Origin of the sequence: Actinopolymorpha sp. B11F2 (assembly GCF_040195635.1) — a bacterium.
Classification (GTDB): Bacteria; Actinomycetota; Actinomycetes; order Propionibacteriales; family Actinopolymorphaceae; genus Thermasporomyces.
The window spans coordinates 513,557-538,726 of the sequence record NZ_JBEFTX010000002.1 but is presented as its reverse complement, the minus strand read 5'-3'; the positions used below and the strand labels follow the sequence as shown (position 1 = coordinate 538,726).

General features: G+C 67.3%; 22 protein-coding genes. 4 read left to right on the top strand and 18 right to left on the bottom strand.

Annotation, left to right across the window (positions count from 1 at the left end; translation table 11 throughout):
- Window positions 1–55 precede the first annotated feature (55 nt).
- Together ABN034_RS06330 and nudC are read right to left on the bottom strand one after the other, a co-directional pair.
- Entirely contained in the window at window positions 56–304 is a 249-nt protein-coding gene (locus tag ABN034_RS06330) for a mycoredoxin (protein WP_349690027.1), read from the bottom strand.
- A gap of 141 nt (window positions 305–445) precedes the next feature.
- The gene (nudC, locus tag ABN034_RS06325) at window positions 446–1,366 is read right to left on the bottom strand and encodes an NAD(+) diphosphatase (protein WP_349690026.1); all 921 of its coding nucleotides are present in this window, start codon (window positions 1,364–1,366) and stop codon (window positions 446–448) included.
- 159 nt (window positions 1,367–1,525) lie between these two features.
- Here nudC and deoD point away from each other — a divergent pair, with 159 nt between their 5' ends.
- The 3 genes from deoD to ABN034_RS06310 all read left to right on the top strand — a co-directional run bounded on the left by deoD (window position 1,526) and on the right by ABN034_RS06310 (window position 4,939).
- Complete coding sequence (deoD, locus tag ABN034_RS06320) at window positions 1,526–2,248, top strand: purine-nucleoside phosphorylase (RefSeq protein WP_349690025.1); 723 nt, start codon at window positions 1,526–1,528, stop codon at window positions 2,246–2,248.
- Between the two features lie 187 nt (window positions 2,249–2,435).
- A complete protein-coding gene (locus tag ABN034_RS06315) occupies window positions 2,436–3,281 on the top strand; it encodes a DUF1932 domain-containing protein (RefSeq protein ID WP_349690024.1) in 846 nt (281 codons plus the stop codon).
- Window positions 3,282–3,583: 302 nt separating this feature from the next.
- Window positions 3,584–4,939, top strand: a complete 1,356-nt coding sequence (locus ABN034_RS06310; RefSeq protein ID WP_349690023.1) for an alkaline phosphatase PhoX — start codon at window positions 3,584–3,586, stop codon at window positions 4,937–4,939.
- A gap of 31 nt (window positions 4,940–4,970) precedes the next feature.
- Here the strand turns inward: ABN034_RS06310 and ABN034_RS06305 are convergent, their stop codons facing one another.
- The 3 genes from ABN034_RS06305 to ABN034_RS06295 are packed head-to-tail and all read right to left on the bottom strand — an operon-like array spanning window position 4,971 to window position 8,465.
- A complete protein-coding gene (locus tag ABN034_RS06305; RefSeq protein WP_349690022.1) occupies window positions 4,971–5,918 on the bottom strand; it encodes a carbohydrate ABC transporter permease in 948 nt (315 codons plus the stop codon).
- 49 nt (window positions 5,919–5,967) lie between these two features.
- Window positions 5,968–6,939: an ABC transporter permease gene (locus ABN034_RS06300; protein WP_349690021.1), complete on the bottom strand. Its 972-nt coding sequence runs from the start codon at window positions 6,937–6,939 to the stop codon at window positions 5,968–5,970.
- Complete coding sequence (locus ABN034_RS06295; protein WP_349690020.1) at window positions 6,936–8,465, bottom strand: substrate-binding domain-containing protein; 1,530 nt, start codon at window positions 8,463–8,465, stop codon at window positions 6,936–6,938. Before ABN034_RS06295 ends, ABN034_RS06300 begins: the two co-directional genes overlap by 4 nt.
- Before the next feature lie 170 nt (window positions 8,466–8,635).
- Between ABN034_RS06295 and ABN034_RS06290 the strand changes: the two genes are divergently transcribed.
- A complete protein-coding gene (locus ABN034_RS06290) occupies window positions 8,636–9,871 on the top strand; it encodes a GntR family transcriptional regulator (protein WP_349690019.1) in 1,236 nt (411 codons plus the stop codon).
- 115 nt (window positions 9,872–9,986) lie between these two features.
- On the opposite strand, the gene ABN034_RS06285 is transcribed toward ABN034_RS06290, so the two are convergent.
- The 13 genes from ABN034_RS06285 to ABN034_RS06225 all read right to left on the bottom strand — a co-directional run bounded on the left by ABN034_RS06285 (window position 9,987) and on the right by ABN034_RS06225 (window position 25,064).
- Window positions 9,987–10,127 (bottom strand): hypothetical protein, encoded by a 141-nt coding sequence (locus tag ABN034_RS06285; RefSeq protein WP_349329779.1) that lies wholly within the window; start codon window positions 10,125–10,127, stop codon window positions 9,987–9,989.
- Window positions 10,128–10,322: 195 nt separating this feature from the next.
- A complete protein-coding gene (locus ABN034_RS06280) occupies window positions 10,323–11,021 on the bottom strand; it encodes a hypothetical protein (RefSeq protein ID WP_349690018.1) in 699 nt (232 codons plus the stop codon).
- A 24-nt stretch (window positions 11,022–11,045) separates the two neighbouring features.
- Complete coding sequence (locus ABN034_RS06275) at window positions 11,046–12,173, bottom strand: ABC transporter ATP-binding protein (protein WP_349690017.1); 1,128 nt, start codon at window positions 12,171–12,173, stop codon at window positions 11,046–11,048.
- A 49-nt stretch (window positions 12,174–12,222) separates the two neighbouring features.
- Window positions 12,223–13,353 carry an ABC transporter ATP-binding protein gene (locus ABN034_RS06270; RefSeq protein ID WP_349690016.1) on the bottom strand — a complete coding sequence of 377 codons (1,131 nt, stop codon included), beginning with the start codon at window positions 13,351–13,353 and terminating at the stop codon, window positions 12,223–12,225.
- Between the two features lie 12 nt (window positions 13,354–13,365).
- Window positions 13,366–14,388, bottom strand: a complete 1,023-nt coding sequence (locus ABN034_RS06265) for a carbohydrate ABC transporter permease (RefSeq protein ID WP_349690015.1) — start codon at window positions 14,386–14,388, stop codon at window positions 13,366–13,368.
- 18 nt (window positions 14,389–14,406) lie between these two features.
- Window positions 14,407–15,435: a carbohydrate ABC transporter permease gene (locus ABN034_RS06260; protein ID WP_349690014.1), complete on the bottom strand. Its 1,029-nt coding sequence runs from the start codon at window positions 15,433–15,435 to the stop codon at window positions 14,407–14,409.
- A 10-nt stretch (window positions 15,436–15,445) separates the two neighbouring features.
- Complete coding sequence (locus ABN034_RS06255) at window positions 15,446–17,044, bottom strand: ABC transporter substrate-binding protein (protein WP_349690013.1); 1,599 nt, start codon at window positions 17,042–17,044, stop codon at window positions 15,446–15,448.
- 165 nt (window positions 17,045–17,209) lie between these two features.
- Entirely contained in the window at window positions 17,210–18,571 is a 1,362-nt protein-coding gene (locus ABN034_RS06250) for a type 2 periplasmic-binding domain-containing protein (protein WP_349690012.1), read from the bottom strand.
- Between the two features lie 23 nt (window positions 18,572–18,594).
- A complete protein-coding gene (locus tag ABN034_RS06245; RefSeq protein ID WP_349690011.1) occupies window positions 18,595–20,481 on the bottom strand; it encodes a beta propeller repeat protein in 1,887 nt (628 codons plus the stop codon).
- Window positions 20,474–22,105, bottom strand: a complete 1,632-nt coding sequence (locus ABN034_RS06240; protein ID WP_349690010.1) for a TCP-1/cpn60 chaperonin family protein — start codon at window positions 22,103–22,105, stop codon at window positions 20,474–20,476. Before ABN034_RS06240 ends, ABN034_RS06245 begins: the two co-directional genes overlap by 8 nt.
- Window positions 22,102–23,205, bottom strand: a complete 1,104-nt coding sequence (locus tag ABN034_RS06235; RefSeq protein ID WP_349690009.1) for an ABC transporter ATP-binding protein — start codon at window positions 23,203–23,205, stop codon at window positions 22,102–22,104. Before ABN034_RS06235 ends, ABN034_RS06240 begins: the two co-directional genes overlap by 4 nt.
- A 36-nt stretch (window positions 23,206–23,241) precedes the next feature.
- Window positions 23,242–24,015 carry a phytanoyl-CoA dioxygenase family protein gene (locus ABN034_RS06230; protein WP_349690008.1) on the bottom strand — a complete coding sequence of 258 codons (774 nt, stop codon included), beginning with the start codon at window positions 24,013–24,015 and terminating at the stop codon, window positions 23,242–23,244.
- A 47-nt stretch (window positions 24,016–24,062) separates the two neighbouring features.
- Window positions 24,063–25,064, bottom strand: coding sequence for a LacI family DNA-binding transcriptional regulator (locus ABN034_RS06225; RefSeq protein WP_349690006.1), 1,002 nt, complete (start codon window positions 25,062–25,064; stop codon window positions 24,063–24,065).
- Between the last annotated feature and the right edge of the window lie 106 nt (window positions 25,065–25,170).

Genomic DNA, 25,170 nt, shown 5'->3' with positions numbered 1-25,170 from the left:
ATCATGAAGCCTTTCGGAGCCCATGCGCCGCAAAATCTTCATGATCGGCCCTTGATCAGGCGGGGGCGCCGAGGCGCTCGACGACCTGCGCGACCGACGGGTTGGTCAGGGCGGAGCCGTCTGGGAACACGACGGTGGGCACGGTCTTGTTGCCGTCATTGACCTTGGCGACGAGTTCGGCCGCGTCGGGGTGCTGCTCGATGTCGACCTCGGTGTAGGCGATGCCGGCGCGCTCGAGCTGACCCTTGAGGCGGCGGCAGTACCCGCACCACGGCGTGCTGTACATCGTGACGGAGTTCGTCATCGAGAGTCCTCCCGGTACATGCGTCCGTTGTTACCCGACGCTTGCCTAACACCACGGAGCTTCGCGTTCTTCCCGGATCCTCGTTTGTCGTGACCAGGTGGGCCAAGAGCGCGCGGGAGGCCCGGCCGATCTCCGGCAGCCTCACCAGGAACCGGGAAGCTCCCCGCCGTACCACGTCTCGATCAGCCGCCGGGCGATGGAGACCTTGCCAGGCAGCAGAAGCTCGCCGGAATCGATGGCCGTACGCAGCTCCTCCCGGGAGAGCCAGCGCGCCTCGGCGATCTCCTCCTCGTCGACCTTGATCTGCGTCGTCACCGCGCGGGCGAAGAAGCCGAGCATGAGGCTCGACGGGAACGGCCACGGCTGGCTGCCGGCGTACTCCGGATCGACGACCTTGATCCCCGTCTCCTCGTCGACCTCGCGCGCCACCGCGTGCTCGAGCGGCTCGCCCGGCTCGACGAACCCGGCCAGGGTGGAGAAGCGGCCCACGGGCCAGCTGGGCTGCCTGCCGAGCAGACAGCGGTCGTCCTCGTCGAAGACGAGCACGATGATCGCCGGGTCCGTCCGTGGGAAGTGCTCAGCGCCACACGACGGGCAGCGGCGTACGTGCCCTCCGGCAGTCGGTCGGGTGGCCGCGCCACAGCGGGCGCAGCACGGGTGGGCGGCGTGCCAGTTGACCAGGGCCACGGCATGGACGAAGAGACCCGAGTCGCGGTCGGAGAGGATCGCGCCGGCGTCACGCAGACCGGCCCGCCGACTGCCGCCAGCGGAGGAGTTCGGCTCGGCCGGCGTAGGACCCGGCACGGCGAAGTACGGCACTCCCTCACTGTCGAGCCCGAGAAGGTACCGCTCCTCCGGCGGCTGCGGGTCGTCCAGTTCCTCGGGCGTGGTGAAGACCAGGGCGGTCGCGTCGTCGGTGACGGGGACCTCGCCGTCGACGACCACGAGCACCCGGCATCGCGGGTCCGCCCACCGCGCGTCGACCCAGGCAGCGTTACGGCGGCGCTCGGTCGCGCGATCAAGGGTGGAGCGGGCGAGGGCGAGCTCTGCAAGGCGCGGCACGATGTGCACTGTAACTTCCCGGTCGGCATGGCTCCGCCGCTTGTCCAGTGGACGGAGGGCACCGGCCTCAACCGGTCGGCGCGGCAGCGATCACCATCGGTGACCCCGCCCGGGCTGACCGGTGGGAGTGGTCGGTCCGCTCTGGCAGGATCGCCGGCCATGAGCATCCACATCGGCGCGAAGCCCGGCGAGATCGCCGAGACCGTCCTCCTGCCGGGCGACCCGTTGCGGGCCCGGTGGATCGCCGAGACCTACCTGCAGGACGCGAAGTGCTATTCGACCGTACGCAACATGCTGGGATTCACCGGCAACTACGCCGGAGAACGAATCTCGGTCCAGGGCACCGGCATGGGTCACCCCTCGCTGGCGATCTACGCCCACGAGCTGATGGCGGACTACGGCGTACGCACCCTTGTCCGCGTGGGGTCCTGCGGCGCCCTGGTCGACTGGCTTCCGCTCCGCGCGATCGTGCTCGCGATCACGGCGTCGACGGACTCGGCGATGAACCGGGTCCGGTTCGAGGGTTTCGACTTTGCCCCGGCAGCGGACTTCGACCTGCTGCGTACGGCCTATGACCTCGCCGTCGAGCGGGATGTCGCGGCGCAGGTGAAGCCCGTGGCGTCGGTCGACGCGTTCTACTCCGACCGCCCGGAGCTCCTTCAGCGCCTGGCTGACCACGGGGTGGTCGCGGTCGACATGGAGACTAACCTGCTCTACACGCTGGCGGCGAAGTTCGGGGCCAGAGCGCTCACGATCCTGACGGTGAGCGACCAGATCCCCACCGGCGAGGCGACGACCGCGCTGGAACGCGAGCGGACGTTCGCGACCATGGCCGAGCTCGCGCTGGAGACCGTCATCCGAAGCGTTCCTCACCGGACCTAGCGACGCTCCTCGCCACGAGCCGTCGCCCTTGCGTACGTACGCAACCCCGACTGAGGGGCACTCTTGTCCAACGGCACGCCGCATGAGGGGCACCACCACCCAACGGCACGCCGCATGAGGGGCGGCCCTCATCCAACAGCCAACACGGGGGTGCCGCCAGGACGCCTGTACGCATTAGGGTTCCGGCGTGGACACGGTGACGATCGGCGTACTCCATCCCGGCGACATGGGCTCAGCCGTCGGCCGGCAGCTCGCGCTACGCGGCCACGAGGTGCTCTACGCCTCGAGCGGCCGCAGCGCGGAAACGCGGGCGCGCGCGGAATGGGCGGGAATGACCGATGCGGCCACACCGGCAGCTCTTGCCCGCGACTGTGCGTTCGTCCTGTCGATCTGCCCGCCGCACGCGGCGAAAGAGGTCGCCGGCGAGTTCGCCGGCTACCGCGGCACCTATGTCGACGCCAACGCGGTGTCCCCGACGACCGCGCGCGAGGTCGGCTCGCTGATCGAGGCGGGCGGCGGACGCATGGTCGACGGCGGGATCATCGGCGGACCGCCTGAACGCGTGGGTACGACCCGCCTCTACGTGTCCGGCGCGCACGCGGACTCCGTCGTGGACCTGTTCGAGGGCACGGTTCTCGGCGTCCGCAGCGTGGGCGACGACGTCGGACTCGCCTCCGCACTCAAGATGTGCTACGCCGCCTGGACGAAGGGCACCAGCGCCCTCCTGCTCGCGATCCGTGCGGTGGCGACCCGGGAGGGGGTCGACGCCGGCCTCGTCGCCGAGTGGGAGCAGTCGCAGTCCGCCCTCGTCAACCGCAGTGCCGGAGCCGCTCGGGCCGCTCACGACAAGGGCTGGCGCTGGCGCGGCGAAATGGAGGAAATCGCGGCTACCTTCGCCGCCGCCGGTCTACCGGAGGGCTTCCACCAGGCAGCCGCAGACGTCTTCGCCCGCTCGCCGCGGCCGACTGGCGCTGCGCCTGATGACGTCCTGGCCGCCGTCGTCGACACGCTTCTCCTTCCGCCGGCCGACTAGATTTCCGGCGGCCGACGAGGTTTCCGCCCGGCCGACTCGATGCGTGGTTCCGCAGGGGTCGCCCGATACGGTGCCCCGCTCGGAGGTGACCTGGGGGTCTCAATGGCCGGAGGCGACAGGGTTCGGTCAGCGGTTCGCCTTGCCAGCAGGAAAGTTGGCGAGCATCCTGCGCAGGACACGCAGAACGATCGTCGGCTGGTTCGCGGCGAGCGCAAACGTGACCCAGTGCTTGGCTGACGCACGCGGCCAGAACGGCGGACGACGACGAGCGGAGGCGGCACATGGCCATATCGCGACGTGACTTGCTGAACCGATCCGGAGGTGTGGGCCTGGGCGTGGTCGTGGCGGGCGCGGTCGACTCGCTCTTCGCCGCCAACCCCGCCGCCGGCAGCCGCGGCCCGGCGACCGGCTACGGCCCTCTGGTGGAGGATCCGCGTGGCTTCCTTGATCTCCCCCACGGCTTCTCCTACCGCATCCTGAGCCGCGAGGGCGAACCCCTGCGTTCCGGTGGCGGCACCGTGCCCAGCCGTTTCGACGGGCAGGCGGCGTTTCCCGGCCGTTATGGGCGCGGAACCATCCTGGTCCGCAACCACGAGTGTCGCGAGAACGTGGCCCATCGTGTGCCGGGCCCGGCCTCCCATACGTACGACCCGTTGGGTCCCGGTGGCACCACCACGCTGGAGATCTCGGCGCGTGGAGAACTGAAGGAGGAGTACGTCAGCCTCGGAGGCTCGTTCGTCAACTGCGCCGGGGGCCTCACGCCCTGGCGGACCTGGCTGACCTGTGAGGAGACCGAGGCGAGCCCCGCAGGCAGCGAGCTGTCGCACGGCTGGATCTTCGAGGTCGATCCGTACGACAACGCCCGCAACGCCGACCCCACTCCCCTGGAGGCGATGGGCCGCTTCGCGCACGAGGCGACGGCGACGGATCCGCGGACGGGCGTCGTCTACGAGACCGAGGACGCCTTCGACCATCCGTTCGGGCTGTTCTACCGGTTCCTTCCGGAGAAGCCGCTCGGCGGCTACGGCAGCCTGCGCGCCGGCGGCACGCTGCAGGCGATGCGGCTGCCTGGCGTCACCGACCTGTCCATGGTGACCGAGGTCGGTGCGCGCTTCGACGGCATCGAATGGGTGGACGTACCCGATCCGTTGGCCGAGACCGTGCCGATCCGGTTCCAGGACTTCGGTCCGGGCGGCATCACGCACTCGCAGAAGCTCGAGGGCTGCTACTGGGGCAACGACAGCGTCTACTTCGTCGCCAGCTTCGCGAGGAGCGAGGACGGATCGACCGCCGACCACGATGGTCAGGTCTGGCGCTACGTCCCCGACAGCAACATCCTCGAGCTGAGCCTGATCTTCCGCTACGAGCCCGACGACGACGCACCGGGTGAGGGCCCGGACAACATCTGCCTGTCGCCGTACGGCGGGTTGATGCTGGCCGAGGATGCCGGTGGCGAACAACACCTGCTGGGCGTCACCGGGAGCGGCGAGGTGTTCCCCCTCGCCCGCAACCGACAGAACGTCGGGACCCCGCAGGCACCGTCGTACGGCGAGTTCGCCGGTGTCGACTTCTCCGCCGACGGCCAGACGCTCTACGCCAACTGCTACAACCCGGGAACGACGTTCGCCGTCACCGGTCCGTGGCGGCGCCAGCGCTGACTTCCTGCCTGGGCTGGGCTTCCGCGGAGGCTCAGCCCTTGACGGCGCCGAGGATGATGCCCTTCACGAAGTACCGCTGCAGGAACGGGTAGGCCAGCAGGATCGGGATGATCGAGAAGATGATCGTCGCGGCCCGGATGTTGTCGGCGGAGACGATGAGCCTCTGCAGGTCGTTCGTCGGTGCGTTGCCGCCGCCCATGCCGAGCATGCTCTGGTCGATGATGATCGACCGCATCACCACCTGCAGCGGCCATTTCGAGCTGTCGGTCAGGAAGAACAGGCCGGTGAAGAAGTCGTTCCAGTGGGCGACCGCGTAGAAGAGTCCGATCGTCGCTATCACCGGTTTCGACAACGGCAGCACGATGTGCCAGAGCACCTGCAGGTCCGACGCACCGTCGATGCGTGCGGACTCCTCGATCTCCGGCGGCAGGCTCCAAAAGAAGTTCCGCATCAGGATGAGGTTGAACGGTGACACCAGCCCGACGACGATCAGCACCCAGATGCTGTTAATGAGTCCCAGCCCCTTGAGCAGGAGGTAGGTCGGGATCAGGCCCGCGCCGAAGAGCATCGGGATGATGACGAGCCACATCAGGAAGCGGTAGCCGGGGATGTAGGTCTTCGACAGCCCGTACGCCGCGGTCGTCGTGAAGAACAGGTTGAGTGCCGTCCCCACCACCGTGACGAAGACCGTGATGGCGAACGAACGCATGAGGACCGGAGTCTCGAAAATGTAGAGATACGCCTCGACCGTCAGCGACCTGGGCAGCAACATCAACGGGTGGGCCGAGATCGCGGTGCCCGAACTCAGCGACTTCGCCAGGATGTTGACCATCGGGAGCAGCGTCACGAGCCCGAGCACAATCAGGACGACGTGGATCGTCGTATCGGCCCACCACGGGTTCCGGTCGAGATGGGATCGGCGCGGCGCGACCTCCTTTCCGGAGGTGAGGTCGGCGTCGGTCACCGGAGTCGTCGTCATTTCCTGCCTCCGTTCACCATTGCGAGGTCCGTGGCCACCGATCGCTCGCTCACCAGATGGACCGCTGTCCAAGTCGGCGCAGGACATGGTTGGCCGTGACGATCATTACCAGCCCGACCACACCCTTGAAGAGCCCCACGGCGGTGGCCAGTTCGAACTGCGCCTCGAGCAGCCCGACCCGGTAGACGTAGGTGTCGATGATGTCGCCGACCTCGAGGACCGCGGCGTTCTGCAACTGGAAGATCTGGTCGAAGCCCGCGTCGAGCAGGCTGCCGAGTGACAGCACGAGAAGCACTGCCATCACCGGTCGCAGGCCGGGCAGCGTCACATGCCAGATCTGTCGTAGCTTGCCGGCACCGTCGACGCGGGCCGCTTCGTACAGCTGGGCGTCGATTCCGGAGAGTGCGGCGAGATAGATGATCGCGCCCCAGCCGAACTCCTTCATGATGCCGGTGATGACGACGACGGACCGAAACGTGTCGGGGTTGGTCATGAAGTTGACCCGATCCCCACCGGATTCGATGATCAACGTGTTCAACAGTCCGGTGGGCCCGAGGATGTTGATGACGATCCCGGCGAAGACCACCCAGGAAAGAAAGTGCGGGAAGTACGTCACTGTCTGCACGCCGCGCTTGAACCACATCCGGCGTACTTCGTTCAGCAGCAGGGCGAAGATGATCGGTACCGGAAAGCCGAATACGATGCGGTAGAAACTGATCAGCAGGGTGTTCTTGATGAGCTGGGGAAACTTCTCCGAGGAGAACATCGCCTGGAAGTGCTCGAGGCCCACCCACGGGCTCTCCCACATACCGCGGAAGACCTTGTAGTCCTTGAACGCGATCTGCAACCCGATCATCGGCAGGTACGCGAAGATCACGAAGTAGAGGACTGTCGGCAGAATGAGGGCGTAGATCCAGCGGTAGCGCCAGACCTCGGTCGCCTTGCGCTGGAGCCGCCCGCCGCGGGGCCGCGGTCCGGTCGCCACCCTCGCCCCCGCCGGCGAGCGGATCGTCGACGTCATCGGGGAATGTAGGAAGGCTTGGACTTGTCCTTCTGCGCGGTGTTGATCTCGTCGATGATCTGATCACCGCCAGCTGCCCGCCACTTGTCCACGGCCTTGCGCCAGTCGTCACGGCTCACGTCGTGGTTGATGATCGTGGACTGGGCGACCTTCTGCAGGTAGTCCTCGTAGAGCTGGGTGCCCTTCTTGTCCTCCACCGCCGACCTGACCGTCGGGTCGCGATAGTCCGGGTACTCCTGGGCGCAGTACTCGTCGAACTTCCCCTTGACGTAGTCGAAGCGGTCAGGGATCTTGGCGGCCTCGAAGGCCAGCTTGGTGATGTCCCAGTCGAGCTTCTCGCTGAACGGACCGAGAAAGCCCATGGGCTCCAACTGCGGCCCCTGGAACGCCTTCTCGCGTTCGTTGTCGGGGATCGGCTCCTTGCCATCTTCGCTGACGGTGAACGTCTTGTCCCTGATTCCCCAGCGGCGGAGCTCGGAGCCGTCGGTGAGCGTCCAGTTGAGGAACCGGAAGAAGCCGTCGGGATCCTCCATCGTCCCGGATACGTAGAAGCCGCGGTCGACCGGGAAGACGAGACGGTTCCCACCGAGCTCACCCAGCGGCGAGACGACACCGACCTTGGCGTACTTGTCGATCGTCCTGAGCTGGGTCGTCGCGTCCGGGATCGATGACCAGTGCGAGATCACCATGACCGACTTGCCGGCCTTGAACTTGTCGTCGGCGAAGTTGGGTTCCTTGTTGACGCCGTAGTCGGGATCGAGCAGACCGCGCTTGTGCAGATCCTGGAACCAGAAGTACATGTCGACTTCCGGCTCTTTCATGTACCACGGGATGAGCAGGTCCGGGTCGGCCGGCGACGGCTCCCAGCTGAACATGCTCACACCGAACGACGTGGCGATCTCCTTCGCGCTCCATTCGTACCCCATGGTGAACGGCACCTGTTCGGGGAATGCCGACTTGACCTTCGCGACGGTCGGGGCGAACTCGTCCACGGTGGTGGGCGGCTCGATGCCCGCCTTCTCGAACAGATCCTCGCGATAGCAGAGGAAGAACGGCACCTGCGGCCAGATCAGGTTGGGAATGAAGTAAGTGTCGCCGTTCTCGTCTTTGAGGATCTCCCAGATGCTCTCCGGCACGGCCTCACGCAGGGCGGGATACTGCTCGAGGTAGTCGTCGATCGGGAGGAAGGCACCTTCGTCCTGCGCTTCCTTCCACGTCGCCGAACTCGGGCCCGATCCCCAGATGACATCGGGAATGTCGCCCGAGGCGAGGATGGTGTTGACCTTCGTGTCGTAGTCGATGACCGGAATGATCTGCACATCGATGTCGGCCTTGCCCTGCTTCTCCAACGCCTTCTCGAACGGCCCGTCCTTGGTATAAGTCGCGGGGCCCCAGGTCGGTCTGAGGTAGGTGAAGCTGACGGCCCCGTCCCCTCCCCCGGCACCGTCGTCCTTGCCTGCACAGCCGGCGACGGTCACGGTGGCGAGAACGGCGGCGCCGGAGAGGAATTGACGACGGCTGACCATGAGCGGACCCTCTTCTCGGTGTGGGCATCGTTGGCAACCTGAGCGACGCCCGAAACCTAAAATTCATGTGTCAACATGTCAACGAGGTCGGCCGCGGCTGGCCCGATCCCTGTCCACTGTCGGAAGGTCAACATGGCAAATCGGAACGGACACGCGAGAATGCGGCATCGATGACCGTGGAACGTGGGGCGGGGCGGATCCCGCTGTACGAACAGGTCACGCAGGCGCTGGCCGAGAATCTGAGCAACAACGCCTACACACCGGGTAGTCGTTTCCTCACCGAACGGGAGGTCTGCGAGCGTTTCGGTGTCAGCACGACCACCGCTGTGCGTGCGCTCAACGCCCTCGTCGGAGACGGTCTGCTCGTCCGCCGCCAGGGCAGCGGCACCTTCGTGGCTGACCGGCCGCCGGCATCCATGAGGGCTGACTCCGTGATCCCCGGCCCTGCCGAAGGCATGGGGACCGACGCGGCTTCCGACACGGTCGCCGACTCAGACCCGAGGGGCGCGGGCAGCTTGGGAGGCGGGCGTCGGCAGAAGACCGTGGCGTGCATCCTGCAGTACGTCGACGGCACTCACGTGACCCAGCTGCTTGGCGGTCTCGAAGCCACCTGCAACGAGCTGGGTTACCGGATGTTCCTGACCCACACGGAGAACTCCGGCGAACGCGAGACGCAGGCGATCCGCAGCGCGATCGCCGCCGATGTGAGCGGCATCGTGCTCTATCCCGCCGAGCGAGGGGCCGACCCCGCCCTCTTCGCGGAGGCCCGGCAGCAGGACATCCCGCTCGTCACCGTCGACCGCTACCGCACTGACGTCGCGACCGATGCCGTCGTCGCGGACAACCTGGCCGTGGGGTACGAGGTGACGAGGAAACTCATCCAGCTCGGCCACGAACGGATCGCGCTGCTGTGCGACGAGACCGACTGCACCAGCGTGCGGGACCGGCTGGCCGGACACCTCAAGGCGCTGCGCGACCACCAGGTCCCGACGAGACCCGAGCTCACCGTGCTGCGCAGATACGTACGCCCCACCCATCCGACCGAGGACGGGCTGGTGGCGTCGCTCCTGGACAGCCCGGATCCGCCGACCGTGCTGCTGTGTGGCAACGGATTCGCGCTCGCGCAGGCCGTCGAGGATCTGGTCGCCCTCGGGCATGACGTGCCCGGCGACATCGACCTCGCCGGCATGGACGATGCCGGACCGTTCGACATCTTCCCGCTCACCGCGGTGGCGGCGGCGTTACCGTCGCGGGAGATGGGCGAACGGGCCGCACGGCTGCTGCACACGCGGATGTCGAGCGGTGAGCCCTACCGCGACATGCACCATGTGGTGCTGCCGATCCGCCTGCGCACCCGACAGTCCGCCCCCGGCTACCTCCGCGTCGTCACTGCGGACACTCCTTAGAGGACGGGTCCACCGGTTCGCCGAGGCCGTCGACTCGCAGCCTCCCACGCCTGCCTGCCGCGACGCCGGGACCATGGAGCGGCGGCGCGCGGGCAGGCAGGGTCGGGGACCCGGGTCAGAGGTCGAGGACGACGACCAGGTCGTACTCGCTGTCGATGATGACACCGCCTTCACGATTCACCGGCACGGCGACCCAGCGTTCGCGATGGGCTTCGTACCACATCAGGTATTCCCGGGCTTGGTCGAGATGACGCATGGCAGGGGCTCCTCCCCGTCGGAACACTGGCCTGCCAGCCCCTCCACGTCCTTGCCCGCCGACTCATAGCGGCCGCCACCTGAGCACGTGCTCGGGAAGCCGCCGTTCGCACTATGCCGACGGCGAGTTCGAACGCATGACCGGATACTAGGTGCGGCTACCGACAGTCCTGATCGCCATCCCCTTCGACGGCCCTCATCCGGCCCGGCGGGGCGCCACTCCGGCGGCCTCGCGGTAACGGTGGGTCTGCAGGGTCGCGACGAACATCGGCACGATGAGGACGAGTCCGCCGATCGACACGGCACCGACGATCCACGACACGCCGACCATCGCCCACGTCGCCAGTGTCCCCTCCGGACGGTGCCGGGTGAGGCGCACCGACTCCCGGGCCAGCGCCACCATGGACAGGTCGGGCTTCGCGACGAACAGCGGACCCCAGTACGTCGCACACACCGACCACAGCAGCGTGACCAGCGTGAGCACCACGACGACCGGAGCGAGATCCCGGGCATCGGCGAGCACCGCCACCCAGATCAGGATCCCGAACGTGCCGTAGAGCGGGGCCAACGTGCGCGCGCTCCGTACGGCGTACTCACGAAGCAGTTCGCCGGCGAGTCCCAGGTCGACGTGCTGGCCCCGGCAGGCCTCGGCCGCGATCCCGAAGAGCACGGCAGTGGCCGGCGGCAGTGCCGTCGCGGAGTAGAGCGCGAAGACGATCCGCAACCAGCCGGGCAGTTGCGGAAACGCCAACGCCAGCAGGCCGGGCACCAGTTGCAGCGCCCAACCGAGATTGGCGGCAACCAGGCGTTCGACCTGCGACGAGACGGTGGCGAACGCCGCCCAGATCGGACCCCGCCGCTCGTCGCGCGGACCCGTGTCATCCAGAAACGGCATCGCCGGCGCCCATTCGATGACCCCTCATGCCTTGCCAGACAGCGATTCTCCGCTCTCGGCGTCGAAGATGTGGACCTTGCTCATGTCCACGCCGAGCGGAACTTCCTGGTCGAGATAGCTGGTCGGCAGCCGCACCTTGAAGGTCGCCACGAAGTCGGTCTGCTCCGCGGTGCTGAGGTAGACCGTGCTTCCCGCGGCGGTGGGCTCGACGAGGTTGACGATCCCACGCAACGTGTTGTCGTCGGTGACCTCGAACGGCGCCATCCTGGGCACGTGCAGGTGTTCGGGACGAACGCCGACCTTCACCTTCCTGCCGAGGTGCCGGCGCATCCGTTCGGTCATGTCCGGATGGAGGTTCAACGCGACACCGCCACCGGTGGCGACGATGCCGTTGTCCCGGTCGGGCGCCGCCTCCAACTCCAGCTCGAAGAGGTTGATGCTCGGAGTGCCGATGAAGTACGCCACGAACAGGTTGTGCGGCGTGTCGTAGAGCTCCGGCCCGGTGCCGATCTGCTGGATCTTGCCGGCGTTCATCACCGCGATCCGGTCGCCGAGTGCCATCGCCTCGGCCTGGTCGTGGGTAACGTAGACGGTCGGCTTCCGCTTCTCCCGGTGGAGGGTGAGGATGTCCTCGCGTGCCTGGTAGCGAAGCTGGGCGTCGAGATTGGACAGCGGCTCGTCGTAGAGATACAGCGACGCATGCCGCACCATCGCCCGGGACAGCGCGACCCGCTGGCGCTCACCTCCGGAGAGCTGTCGGGGCTTGCGTTCCAGCAGGTGCTCGATCCGGAACGTCTTCGCCGCCTCCGGCACCCGTTCACGCACCGTACGGCGTGGTGTCCGGCGCGACCGCAGGCCGTAGGCGATGTTCTCGAACACCGTCATGTGCGGGAAGATCGCGTAGTCCTGGAACACCATCGCGACGTTGCGATCCTTCGGCCGGATCTCGTTGACCACCTTGTCGCCGAACCTGATCTCGCCGCCAGTCGCCGGCTCGAGCCCGGCGAGCAGCCGGAGAGTCGTCGTCTTGCCACACCCGGACGGCCCGACGAGAACCAGCAACTCGCCCTCGGTGATCCCGAAACTCACCTGGTCGACGGCACGCTTCTCGTCGAACTGCTTCACCAGGTCCTCGACCGCGATCGCGTTCACTGCTTCACTCCTCGCCAGTTCTTCGGGCAACCCATGACGGAGACGCCCCCTAGAAGAGTTCGAGTACGCCGGGCAGGTGCACAGGTTCCTCGCTGTCGGCGGCGAAGAAGTACGCCCGCTCCCAGTCCGGGGTGATGCGTACCTCCGCCGTGTCCGGGTAGTCCACCGGCGCCGTCACGGCCACATTGGCACCGTCGAGGTTGCCGTAGACGAAGCTGGCCCGCTCGGTGGGAATCCGCTCCAGATGCCGCACCGGCATCCGCGCGCCGTCGGGCGTGTCCAACAGCCACCCTTCGGCGCGTACGCCGATCCTGAGCGCCCCGACCGGGATCTGCTGAGCCAACTCGAACGGCAGCTGCCACCGGGCTGCCGCACCGCCCCCGACCGTCACCTCGCCACCGTCGACGTACGCCGGGAGCACCGCCATCGGCGGCGAGCCGATGAACGTCGCGACGAACAGGTTGGCCGGCGTGTAGTAGAGGTCGTCGAAGGTACCGATCTGCTCGATGTCCCCGTCGCGCATCACCGCGATCCGGTCACCCATGAAGATCGCTTCCTGCTGGTCGTGGGTGACGTAGAGAGTGGTGATCGCGAACTTCTTCAGCAGGCGCCGGATCTCGATCCTCGTCTGTTCCCGCAGCTTCGCGTCGAGGTTCGAGATCGGCTCGTCCATGAGGAACAGCTGCGGCTCACGCACGATACAGCGCGCGATCGCGACCCGCTGCTGCTCGCCGCCGGAGAGCGTGGTGGGCACCCGGCCGAGCAGGTGCTCGAACCCGATGCCCATTCGCTCGGCGGTCTCCCGCAGCCGCTGCTCCTTCTCCTCCTCGGTCTTGTGGCGTACCTCGAAGTAGTAGGCAAGGTTGCCTTGCCCCTTCATCGACGGGTAGAGGGCGTAGTCCTGGAACACCATGCCCACGCCGCGTTCCTGCGGACGTACCTGGGTGACGTCAGAGCCGTTGTAGAGCACCCTTCCCGCGTCCGGATGCTCCAGGCCCGCCACCACCTTGAGCAGGGTGGACTTGCCGCACCCGGACGAGCCGACCACGCTGACGGTCTCACCGTCGGCGACCTGGAGACTGACACCGTTCAGCGCCGGACGCTGCTTCGACGACTCCAGGTCGACGATCCGCTCGGCGGCATACCGCTTGACCGCCTGGTCGACTTCGATTCTCGCCACGAGTACCTCACCTCACTTCAGGCCACGCAGGCGAATACCCTTGAGCAGGTACTCGCGGCAGACGATGAACGCGATGAACACCGGCAGCGACTGCAGGATGCCCAGCACCATCAGGCCGTTCCACGACATGCCCGCGGACAGGATCTCCTGCATCTGCTGGGCCTGGGCGGACGCCTGTTCGGCATTGGTGGCGCCCGCCTGGGTAAATCGTTGTAAGAGCAGGTAGATCTCGACCGAGGCCGGCATCTTCTCCGGCGTCTGCAACACGATCAGTGGCCAGAGGAACTGATCCCACGCCCCACTGAACGCACCCCAGATCGCGACGGCGTAGACGGGCACACTCATCGGCAGCACGATCCGGCGGAAGATGTTGAACTCCGAACCGCCGTCGACCCGTGCCGCCTGGATGACCGAGTCCGGGATCGTGTCGAAGAACCCCTTGAAGAGCAGGAAGTTGAACGCCTGGAACACGATGGGCAGGATCACCGCCCAGTGCGTGTCCCAGATGCGCACGCTCGGGAACTCCAGGTCCGTCCCGGGAATGGTCGGCACGTCCGGCAAGGCGAACGGGAAGTTCCGGGTCAGCAGGAAGTTGGGAATCAGCGTCAACGCCGCCGGCATCATCAGCGTGCCGATGAAGAACAGGAACGACCACCTGGCCAGTGGTCCCTTCTGGAGCTTGCTGTTGGCGTACGCCGCAAGGGACGTGATCGGGATGCCGAGGATCAACGTCCAGAACGTGATCTGCACGGAGTTGAGGAAGAACAGCCAGAACGGGCCGTCCATCAGCGACTCCGCCGCCGTGTTGGAGCCCTGGACCAGGCTCACGACCAGCCGCCAGCCGGCGAGGGTGGCGTCCTGCGGGAACCACGTCGGCGGGAACTGCAGGACCTCCTCACCGGACTTGAACGACGTGATCAGCATGAAGTAGAAGGGGAACAGGTGCAGGGTGATACCGAGGCACAAGAACGCGACGACCAGCCACCATGCGATCCGGATGACCGGCTGCTTCCGCCCCACTCGTGGGAACAGCATCGCTTGGTCTCCCCTCCTTTACGTGTCGGGATCTTCGCGGAAGAACCGGCGCTGGATGATCACCAGTGCCATCGTCACGACGAACAGGAACACGCCGAGTGCCGTCGCATCCGCATAGCGCAGGCTGCGTAGCAGGTCGTAGAGATACATGACGACCGTGCGGCTCGCGCCGCCGGGCCCGCCGTTGGTCATGATCAACGGAAACTCGAACACCTGCGACGACCCGATGACGGCGAAGATCAACAGCATCGAGATGACCGGGCGCAGCCGAGGCAGCGAAATCGTCCAGACCTTGCGCCAGAAACCTGCACCTTCGATTTCGGCCGCCTCGTAGTACGACGCCGGAATTCCCTGCAACGTCGCCATGTAGATCAGCCCCGGACCGAAGAACAGGATTCCCGGGAACACCAGCCAGAACAGCACCTGGTCACTGGAGTTGAGGAACGGCTGCGGAGGGAGGCCAAGCCACTCGGTCGCGATGAACTGGAAGAGGCCGTACTGCGCATTGAACATGTAGCGGAACAGCAACGTGCTCGCGATGCCCGACAACGGCAGGAACCACAGCAGCATCATCCAGCGAATGTGCCGCTTCGGCATCTCCATCAGCAGGATCGCGACCACGATCGGGATCATGAACGTCAGCGCGAGGCTCAACGCGGCATAGATCGCCGTGACCTTGAACGCCTGACCCACCAGGGGGTCGTTCCACATCCGGAGGTAGCTCTCCAGCCCGGTGAACTCGATCGGGCCCCGGAAGCGGGCGTTGGTCAGGCTGATCACGAACGCCATCAGCAGCGGATACCAACCCCACGAGAGTTGGAAGAGAAACGCCGGCGCGACGAAGAGTCCTCCCTCGAGCCGGCGCCGACGGCTCAGCCTGTGCGACGTCGGCGCGGCGGTCGCGATGTCGGGTGACCCCAACGGCGGGCCGGCGCCGTCTCCGGACCGTTCCGCCTCGGCAGGCCGGTCGGCCCCCTGGTCGGCCCCCTGGTCGGCCCCCTGGTCGGCGCGGTCACCCGCGCCGACCGTCGGCTGCTGACTACTCATAGGCGAACGTTCACCCCTTCAACGCCGGAAGCACGGTGCCTTCGTACCAGTCCTTGAACACGTTCTCGTAGTAGTCCGGTGCATTCTCCTGCCAGTAGCTGGCATGCGCCTCGAAATAGCCGCTTGCGGCCTTGATGAACTCCTCATCGGCCACGCCCGAGGAGAAGCTCTGTGCCTGCTGGTTCCGGGTGTTGTCCAGCTTCTGCAGATCGGCCCGCGGATCGACGTTGCTGCGCTCGCTGGTCCACCGCGACGTCACGTCCTCCCGCGCGGTATTGGTGGGAGCGGGGTTCGGCTCCGGCGGGAAGTAGAACGCCTCGTTGGGCGCGATCGGTGTCTGGCCGGCCCTTCGCACCTCGTTCATGAACGTCTCACCCCACGCCTCCTCGGGCGAACTCGGCACCGCATCGAGGTTCCCCTTGTACAGCGGCATGAAGTCGGCCCAGGAGTAGATCTGCATGGGGTCCTTGGTGGCCTCGTAGACGGCGTTCTTCTCCGCGATCCAGCCGGCCTGCTGGCGATAGACCAGCAGGCTCATCGCCTTGTCGAGTGCGTCGTCCTCGAGGTCGGGCGAGAATCCCACCAGGTCGACCTGGCCCTGGGTGCCGTTGCTTCTGCCGTTGGTGCCCACCGGTTGCGTCATCCAGCCCTGCACCTCACCGATCGGCTTGTCCAGCTTCTTCGCCAGGTTCGCCGGTGCCGTCTCGCCCGTAGCGGTGAAGTAGACAACCGTGTTGTTGTGCATGGCGGCGTCACCGCGGACGAACGCCGAAAGGGTGTCGCCGTCGGCGAGACTCACGTCGGCGAGGACGGATTTGTCCTCGAAGATCATCGCGCGCAGGCGTTCGATGAGCGGGACCCAGGAATCTGCGTTCGCGCTGTAGTCCCACTTCCAGTTCCACCCGTTCTGCGGCGCCGGAATGGTGCTGTGGAAGTCCATCCCGTCGGCGTTCAGGCCCAGGTCGAGCCCCCATCGCTGCAGGACGATGCCCTTGCGCTTTCCCTCCGTGAGACCCATGGCGAGCTCGCGGACGTCGTCCCAGGTCCACTCGGGCGTCGGCTCCTTGAGCCCCTTCTCGCGGATCAGGTCGATCCGGTAGTGCAGGCCCGGCCCCACGTTGTAGATCCACGGGGCGGCGTAGAACTTCCCGTCGATCGCCCACTTCTCCCAGATCGGTGTGGCGTAGTCCTCGAGCTTCTCCTGGACCTTGTACTGCTCGATGTAGTCGGTGACCTCGGCAACCAGACCCTGAATCATCTGCGAGCGGACGTTCGCGCGGTTCCATCCGCCGATCACGTCACCAGGGAACGCCGACGGCGCGGTGCCACCGGTGATCGCCGTCGTGAGTGCCTCCTGGTTCCAGACGTCGAGTGCGGAGTTCTTGATCTTGACGCCGGGATTGTCCTTCAGCCATTTCCGCAGGACGCCTGCGTATGCCTTCAGGCCGGGGTTGTCCTTCTGTTCCTTCGCGGTGGGCATGACGCCGAACGGCCAGCCGTCATGCGTGGTCAGGGTGACGTCGACGGCTTCGCCGGCGCCGCTGCCGCCGCCCTTCGAACACGAGGCGAGCGCCCCGCCACCGAAGGCCACCACTCCACCTGCTGCCATCGCCTTCAAGACAGCGCGACGCGACGACACACCACCCATCGCTTGACCCGCCGAGACGGTCTTTCCCAAAAGTCCCATGATGATCGAGCCCTCCCTTTGTTCCTCCGAGACGAGGCCAGTCCTACGAGATAAGGCCTTTCGAACAAGCCGTGTCGGTACGACACCTCAGCCCAGCGCGGGAGCGACGGTCTGGTCGTACCAACCCTTGAAGACGTTCTGGTAGAACCCAGGAGCGTTCTTCTCCCAGTACGTCGCGTGATCCCCGTAGTACTTCTGCGCGGCCGCGACGAACTCCTCGTCGGCGGCACTGGACGTGAAATCCGCAGCCTGCTTGTTGCGGGTCTGCTCGAGGTTTCTGAGGTCAGCCCGGATGTCGACCTTGGCCTCGGAATACCACTTCTGCGTTGCGTCGTCGTACGCCGTGGTGGTGGGTCCGGAGTTTTCTTCGGCCGGGAAGTACAACGACGTCTGTGGAACAAGGGGAATCTGGGTGGCATGGCGTACGGCATCCATGAACTTCGTTCCCCTCGCTTCGTCCGGAGAGCTGGGCAGCGCCTCGACGATGCCCGCGAAGATCGGTGTGACGTTGGCCCAGTCGTAGATCCGGCGCGGGTCTTTCGTCTGGTCGAAAATCGCCTTCTTCTGCAGGATGTAACCGTCACCGGACATGTACGTGTGCAGGTTGACCGCGGCGTCGAGCGCGTCTTCGTCGAGGTCGGGCGAATAACTCAACAGGTCCGTCTGACCTTGAGTGGTGCCGATCCGGCCGTTGGTGCCGATGGGCTGCGTCATCCAGCCGACGAGCTCCTCCAGTGGCTTGTCGAACCGCTTCTCCATGACCACGTTGGTCGTGTCCTCGTCAGGACTGTTGGTGAAGAAGACCATCGAGTTGTTGTGCATCGCGGCCGTGCCGCCGATGAAGGCGTTCCAGATGTCGGGGTCGTTCAACGTGACGTCGGCCAGCACGGACTTGTCCTCGAAGATCATTCCGCGGACACCCTCGACGAGCGGGGCCCACGTGTCGGCGTTCGTGGTGTAGTCCCACCTCCAGTTCCAGCTGGTCTCCGGCGCCGGGATCTCGGTGAACATCCCCATACCGTCGGCCGCCATGCGCATGCCGAGACCCCAGCTCTGCAGCCCGATTCCCTTGCGTTTGTCCGTGGTGAGCCCCCTGGCCAGCTCGCGTACGTCGCCCCAGGTCCAGTCGGGCGTGGGCTCCTTCAGCCCCTGCTCCTTGATCAGGTCCGCGCGATAGTCGAGGCGCTTGATCGTGATGCCAGGGTTCTTCTTGCTCCAGGCCGAAAGCGCCTCGGCGTACGCCTTGAGCGTCGGGTTGGCCTTCTGCTCCGCCGCCGTGGGCATCGGCCCGTACGGACGGTTGCCCGTCGTCAGCACGATGTCGGCACCGCCCGATCCACCACCGTCCCGGGTACAGGACGCCAGAGCACCGCCGGCCACTGCGACCACACCGCCCCCAGCCATGCCCTTGAGCAGCGACCGACTGGTGATGCCGTCGTGGAACGTCATGGGGTAGGAACCTCCGGGGTTTCTCACCGCTTCGTGGACGTGTGGTCGAGGAGTTCGGGCCAGGTGGCACCTGGCTCGTCGTGCTCATCCACCGGTCGCGCGCCGAGCTTCACGTCGCGCCACCACACCCGGCCTCCGGTGAGCAGGGCGTGGAGCCGGCCCCGCGAGAGGGCGATGTCGAGGACATCGGCCACAGGTAACCCGTCGTCCCACCGGACACCGACCTCACCGGTGGCGGCCACCGACCAGATCGCGGTACGGGTGAGGACCGCCAGGCCCTCACGACCACCTGCCACGGCCCGGATCCCCTCGTCGAGCGCGGCCCATGTGGACCAGTGGCCGTGCTGGTCCCGCGCGCACAGCGTGCGACCGAGGCTCACGAGCGGCGGGTCGGCGACGGATCGGACGAACGGCCACGGTGTCTCCGCCCGTACTTCCCGCGCCCATGAAACGCCCTCGTCCGTCGAAGCCCAGAGCTGGATCGCGCCCATCCGCGGGTCGCGGGTCGCCGCGAGGACCGTGCCAGCGGTGACCTGCAGGACGACGAGCGGGAGGACTCCGAACGGCGCCGGGACCGACTGCCAGCTCACACCGTTGTCGGTCGTACGCAGCAGGTGGTTGCCGTGCCGGGCGGGTGCCGCCAGCCCGAACCCGTCTGGCCGGAACGACAGGACTCCCGCATGACCGTCCTCGCCCGCGACGACGGCGGTCCAGGCGGCGTCGCCTCCCGCGTTCCGGCAGAGCCCCGCCGGCCCCGACGCGACCAGGGCGCCGTCAGGCGCGACCGCGAGTGCCGTCAGCGGGAAGGGGGTGTCAGCCAGAGCGGACCAGGTAGTGCCCTCTCCGGCGGAGGCTTCCGGTCGCACCACACCCGACCGTGCGCCACCGACCGCCGGGCGTCCGTTCACCAGGAGCAACCGGTCGAGGTCGTGGGTAGGTGCGGCGTGAGCGGGGCGCCACGTGGCGCCGGCGTCGGCGCTCGTGACCAGGCCACCGACGGTCCCCGCGTACACCGCCCCGTTGTGCACCGCCAGGCAGAGGACGGTCCGCGCGGACCCGCCGCCGTCGGCGGCGGCCCAGGTCGCTCCGGCATCGGCCGAACGCCATAGCCCGGCGTCGGTGGTGCCCACCAACAGGGTTCCGTCGTCGAGGGCAACCATCGCCGTGACCTGACCGTCGACCGATCCGCCGGGTGCCCAGGTACGCCCGCCGTCGCGGGAGGTGAAGATGTGCCCCGACTCGCTCGCCGCGGCGAGGACGCCTCCAGGAGTGCCGGTGACGTCCGCGTACGCGATCGCCGCGACGGCCACCCCCTGCGTTCCCGCGGATCGGCGCCACGCCTTCACACTCATCGTCGCCGTGAAGATGCCGTCCGCCGTCCCCGCCAGCACGGTCCCGCCCGGACCGACGCAGAGCGTGCTCACCTCGTGGTCGTCGAGCCCGAAAGTTGCCGGGGCCCACGAACGGCCCCGATCCAGGCTGCGGAGCACACCGTCGCCGAGGGTGCCGGCGAGCAGGAACCCCGTGTCCTCCTCCCGCTCGGCTTCCGCGACGGGCGGGATCGCGACGAGTGCCGCGACGGGAGCGCCGGACCCCTGCACGTTGGCCAGTTCGGCTTCGCCGCCGCGGTGGCGGACGATGCCCTCGGCGCCGCCGGCCACCAGCCAACTGCCGCTACGGCAGATGGCCGCGACCGAGGTGAGTGCCGTCGCGATCCCGGGAGCGGCATCGGCAGGGAGATCTGCGCGGGGGCCCAGGTCTCCGCCAGAGCAGGGACCCGGGCCGCCGTCGAGGCGCGCCAGCCCGCCGACACCACCGATCCACAGCCGATCGCCGTCCGCCGCGAGGGCGAGCACCGGCGTGGCCAGCTCGATGTCGGGCAGCTGCCGCCACGGGGATCGCTCAGCCACGGCCCGACACCACCTCGGCGGAGACAAGCAGCGCTGCCGTCTCGCCCCCGGCCTCCAGCGCGACCGACAGGACACCGGCGACATCGCAGATGCCCGCCGAACGCATGTCGACGAAGGTGTTCCTCAGCACGTCGACGCCATGGCCCGGGCCCAGCTCCAGCGCCTTGCTCAACGCCACCCTCGGCTCGAGCCGGCCACCATTGTGGACGATCTGCAGGAACGGCGCTTCGAGACCGGTACACACGGCGTCGATGCCGAGCATCTCGTCGGAGGTCGCGCAGTCGACCCGGTGGGCGCGTACCCGCGGGATGCAGTCCAGGAACGCCACACCGCCACCTGGTACGTCGCCGTCGCGGAGGGCTGAGTGCAACAGGCGTACGGCCTTTCTGGCATTGTCCTTGCGGCCTTCGATCTGTTGGCTTGTCGCCGCGCCGACGCGGAGCGCACCCACCCGACCGGAGAGCCGGGCCTGTCGTAGCCACAGACGTTCACGGGTGCTGCGTTCCTTGGCCTGCGTGGTCTGCTCGAGCTCCCACGCGCGGGTACGCAGCCGGGCCGCCCGCTCGGCGATCGCGTCCGCGTCACCGTCGCCGCCCTGGATCGTGACGTACCCCTTCTGCACGACAGCGCGGCGGAGCCGGCCGAACCACGCCGGTTTGAACGACTCCGGCGGCCGACCCAGCTCGCTCGCCAACACTTCCGCGCCGGTCAGCAGCGCGATGTCGGCCAGGTCGTCGGACAGGTGCGTCTTCGACGTCGTGACCACGACAGGTGCGCTCACCAACGTGCCCCGAAGGTCGTTGAACCCGAACATCGCCAGCGCAGCGTCGGACACCTCGCGCGCGACCACGAGCACCGGCGGGCGACCGGGGACGCCCAGCGTCGCTTCGAGTATCGGACGCACCTGCTCGACTGTGTTCAGCTCCACGTCGGCGACCACCACGACCGGATCGACCAGCGTCAGCTCGGTACTCGCCCCAGACAGCAGGTCCGGATCCGCCGGCCTGCCGCGCCAACGTGCGCCGTCGATGAAGTCATACGACAGGGTCATCGGCTCGTGCTCTTCGATCTGGACGGCGCCGTCGACCCCGAGTACGTCGAGCATCTCCCCCACGACCGCGGCCAACTCGGCGTCCCCGGTCACCGCAGCGGCGAGGCCGACGAGACCCGACGCCGGCGTCCTGTCGAGGGAAGCCACCGGAGCGGCCTGGTCCTTGAGCGCGTCGCACGCGGCGGCGACACCGACCTGGATACCGCGCCGGACCAGAACCGGGTTGGCGCCCGCCGCCACCACCCGCGTGGCATGCCTGAGGATCGACCGGGCAAGGACCGTCGCCGTGGCACCGCCGTCGCCGTATCCCCCACCGACCCGGCGTACCATCTCGCGGACGAGCGCGGCGCCCGCGCTGCGGCGGCGACCTGGCAACGCGGTGATCCGCCGCGCGATCGTGGCCGAGTCGACCAGGCTCTCCGCCGAGCCGCGGCCGACTTCGCTCAGCACGACACCCTGCGCCGGGCCGAGAGTCACGGCCAGGAGCTGCGCGAGGGTGTCGAACCCGCCGCGCAGCTCGCGCAACGCCTGTTCGGCGTCGTCGCTTCGCCAGGTCTGCGATGCCGTTCTCATGGGACCAGGGCCTGCGCGCTGTCTGCGTCGAAGAGCCGCATCCCGTCGGCAGCCACGCCCACCCGTACCGGATCACCGGGACCGAGGTCACCTTCCTCACCCGCACGGAAAACGACCGCCAGCGGCTTCTTCTCCCGGGTCATCAGTCGGACGACCGTCTCGCCGATGAGCGGCTCGACGTCGGTCACCTCGCCCTCGAGAGTGCCGGCGCCGTTCTCCGGTCCGAGTACGAATGCCTCCGGGCGGATGCCGACCGTCACCTTTTCCTTGCCGTAGCGAGCGAGGGCGGGACGCCAACTGTCGGGCAGCGCCAGGCTGGCGTCGTCGGCCACCGCGACGTAGGAACCATCGGAGTTTTGGAGCCGGGCGTCGAGCAGGTTCATCGGCGGAGTGCCGACGAAGCCGGCGACGAACGTGTTGGCGGGGCGTTCGACCAGCTCGCCCGGCGGACCGGCCTGTTGCACCTTGCCGTTGGCGACCACCGCGACCACATCACCCATCGCGAACGCCTCGCTCTGGTCGTGGGTGACGTAGACGCTCGGCTTACCCTTCTCCCGGTGCAGCGCCATGATGTCGCGGCGCAGGCGGTACCGCAGCTTGGGGTCGAGGTTCGACAACGGTTCGTCGAAAAGGTACGCATCCGCGTCCTTGACCATCGCCCGGCCGAGGGCGACTCGCTGCTGCTCGCCACCGGACAGATCGGTGATCGGAGACTTCAACAGTGGCGTGAGGTCGAGCTTCTCGGCCGCGGCCCGGACGCGTTCCTCGATCTCCTTGCGGCCGACCCCACCGCGCGCCTGCAGGCCGTACGCCATGTTCCCGAACACGTCCATGCTCGGATAGAGGCCGTACTCCTGGAAGACCATGCCGAGGTTGCGGTCCCGCGACGGCAGCGACGTCACCGGCCGGTCGTCGATGAGCACCTCCCCCGAGTCCGGCTGCTCCAGACCGCAGATGATGCGCAGCGTCGTGGTCTTGCCGCAGCCCGACGGCCCCAGCAGGACGAGGAACTCCCCTTCGGCAACGCTGAACGACAGGTCGTCGACCGCGAGATGGTCGCCGAGTCGCCGGACGAGGTTGCGAACTTCAAGACCAGGCACAGCGCTTCCTCCATTCCGAATCGGTCGGTCGCGTCGTCATCTCGCCGCCGCATGCGCGACGACGTCTCTCATGCCGGCCCACTCACGCCAGATGTCGGTCATGCACTCCCACCTGACCTGTTCGTGGTCGACATGGCTGAGCCGGAAGAAGATGGCGTAACGGATGTGTGGGGACGCGTTCCCGGCGATGCCGTGGCCCAGCTGGTAGTGCGCGAGCACGGCGTCGCCCGCCCGGGCGGTCACCTGTTGTGGTTCGGGAAGCTCGACCGGCGGCATGCCCTGCAGCAGAGCGTCCGGGCCGTGCTCGCGGAAGTACCTTTCGTAGCGTCGATGCGTACCCGGCCAGACGGTGAAGTTGCCCGAGTACGGTCCCGGAACATCGCTGAGGAAGACACCGACCAGCGCCGTGAAATTGCGGATCTCCCCCTTCGGCACACCATTGTTCGGCGAATACATCCCGTCGATGTGCGGATGCGGCTCATGCGGCGGGTCGGTGGACGGGAACCGCAACGCCACCTGGCCGGCCCCGCGTGCGCCGGGCGCGATCTTTCCTTCACCGATGGCCGACTCCGCCAGCTCCCACAGCGGGGACTTCGTCAGCAGATCGGTGATGGCCGAGGTGGTCTGCACCTGCGGGGTGTACGACTGGGCGCGGAACTTCTGCAGCTGGTCCGGTGGGATTCCCTGCGAACCGAGCGATGCGTTGATCGCCTGCAAGGCAGCGTTGACGTACTCCTCGGGGACGATGCCGGGGAGCTGTACCAGACCATTCTTGTACAGCTCCTCTTTCTGCATCCGCGTCAACTGCATGGAGCACCTTTCGGTCGTCGTACTTCCTTGTTCAGCTGGTGCTGTGACTACGTGCGTGGTGCAGTGGAGCTTCGCTCGACGAGATGGACGCGCAGGCGGGTATCGCGCACGCCCATCTGCGGATGGCGGACACGTTGGGCGAGGTTCCAGACCGCCTGCATGCCCAGGTGTTCCTTGTCGACCGCGATCGTCGTCAGTCGCGGCACGGTTTGCGCGGCCATGTCGATGTCGTCGTAACCGATGACGGAGAACTCATCGGGCACCGCGATCCCCTTCTCACGCAGGAGATCGATGGCGCCGATGGCGGTGTTGTCGTTGCAGCAGAAGACGGCGGTCGGTGGCGTGGGGAGGTCGAGCAACGACCGCATCTCGTCGCGCCCGCTTTCGGCGCTGAGCCGGCCCTCACGGACATAGGCGTCCTCGACCGGGATCCCGGCCTCGGTCAGGGCATCCCGATATCCGGCGAACCGCGCCTCGATGGACGTCGCCGTCGACGGACCGGTGATGATGGCCGGCGGCGGATCCCGGTGACCGAGCTCGAGCAGATGCGTAGTGGCCAGGTAGCCGCCCCGATGGTCATCGGCACACACGCTGTCCACCGCGACACCGGCGGCATGATGGTCGATCACCACGCACGGGGTCCCGGTACGCAGGATCGCGGTGATGTACTCGGCAGACACATAGCCGGCGAGGAGAAGCCCCTGAGCTTGTCGACGCTCGACGATGAGCGGCATCTGGTGGTGCGAGCTCGGCTCGTCCCGCAAGGTCTCCAGGACCAGCGACAGGCCGAGCTCGCCGACCGCCCACTGCGCGCCGTACAACACCGGGCCATAGAACGGGTTCGACGGGCCGACGTAGTGCTCAGCCCTCGCCAGCAGGCCGAAGGTCGTGATGCCGGTCGCGAACTCCTTCGTCTGGCGTCGGCGTGGGTGATAGCCGATTTCCGAGGCCGCGGCCAGGACCGCCGCCCGCGCTTCGTCCGACACCGAGGAATTGCTGGTGAACACGCCGGAAGCGGTACCGACGGAGACGCCAGCGCGTTGCGCCACATCCCGCAGAGTCGACCGCCGCCGCGTACCCACACCACGCAACCCCTTCGTTTCAATGAACGTTCAGGGAACAACGTTGGCTGGACCTTACGCGCAGGAAACGGGG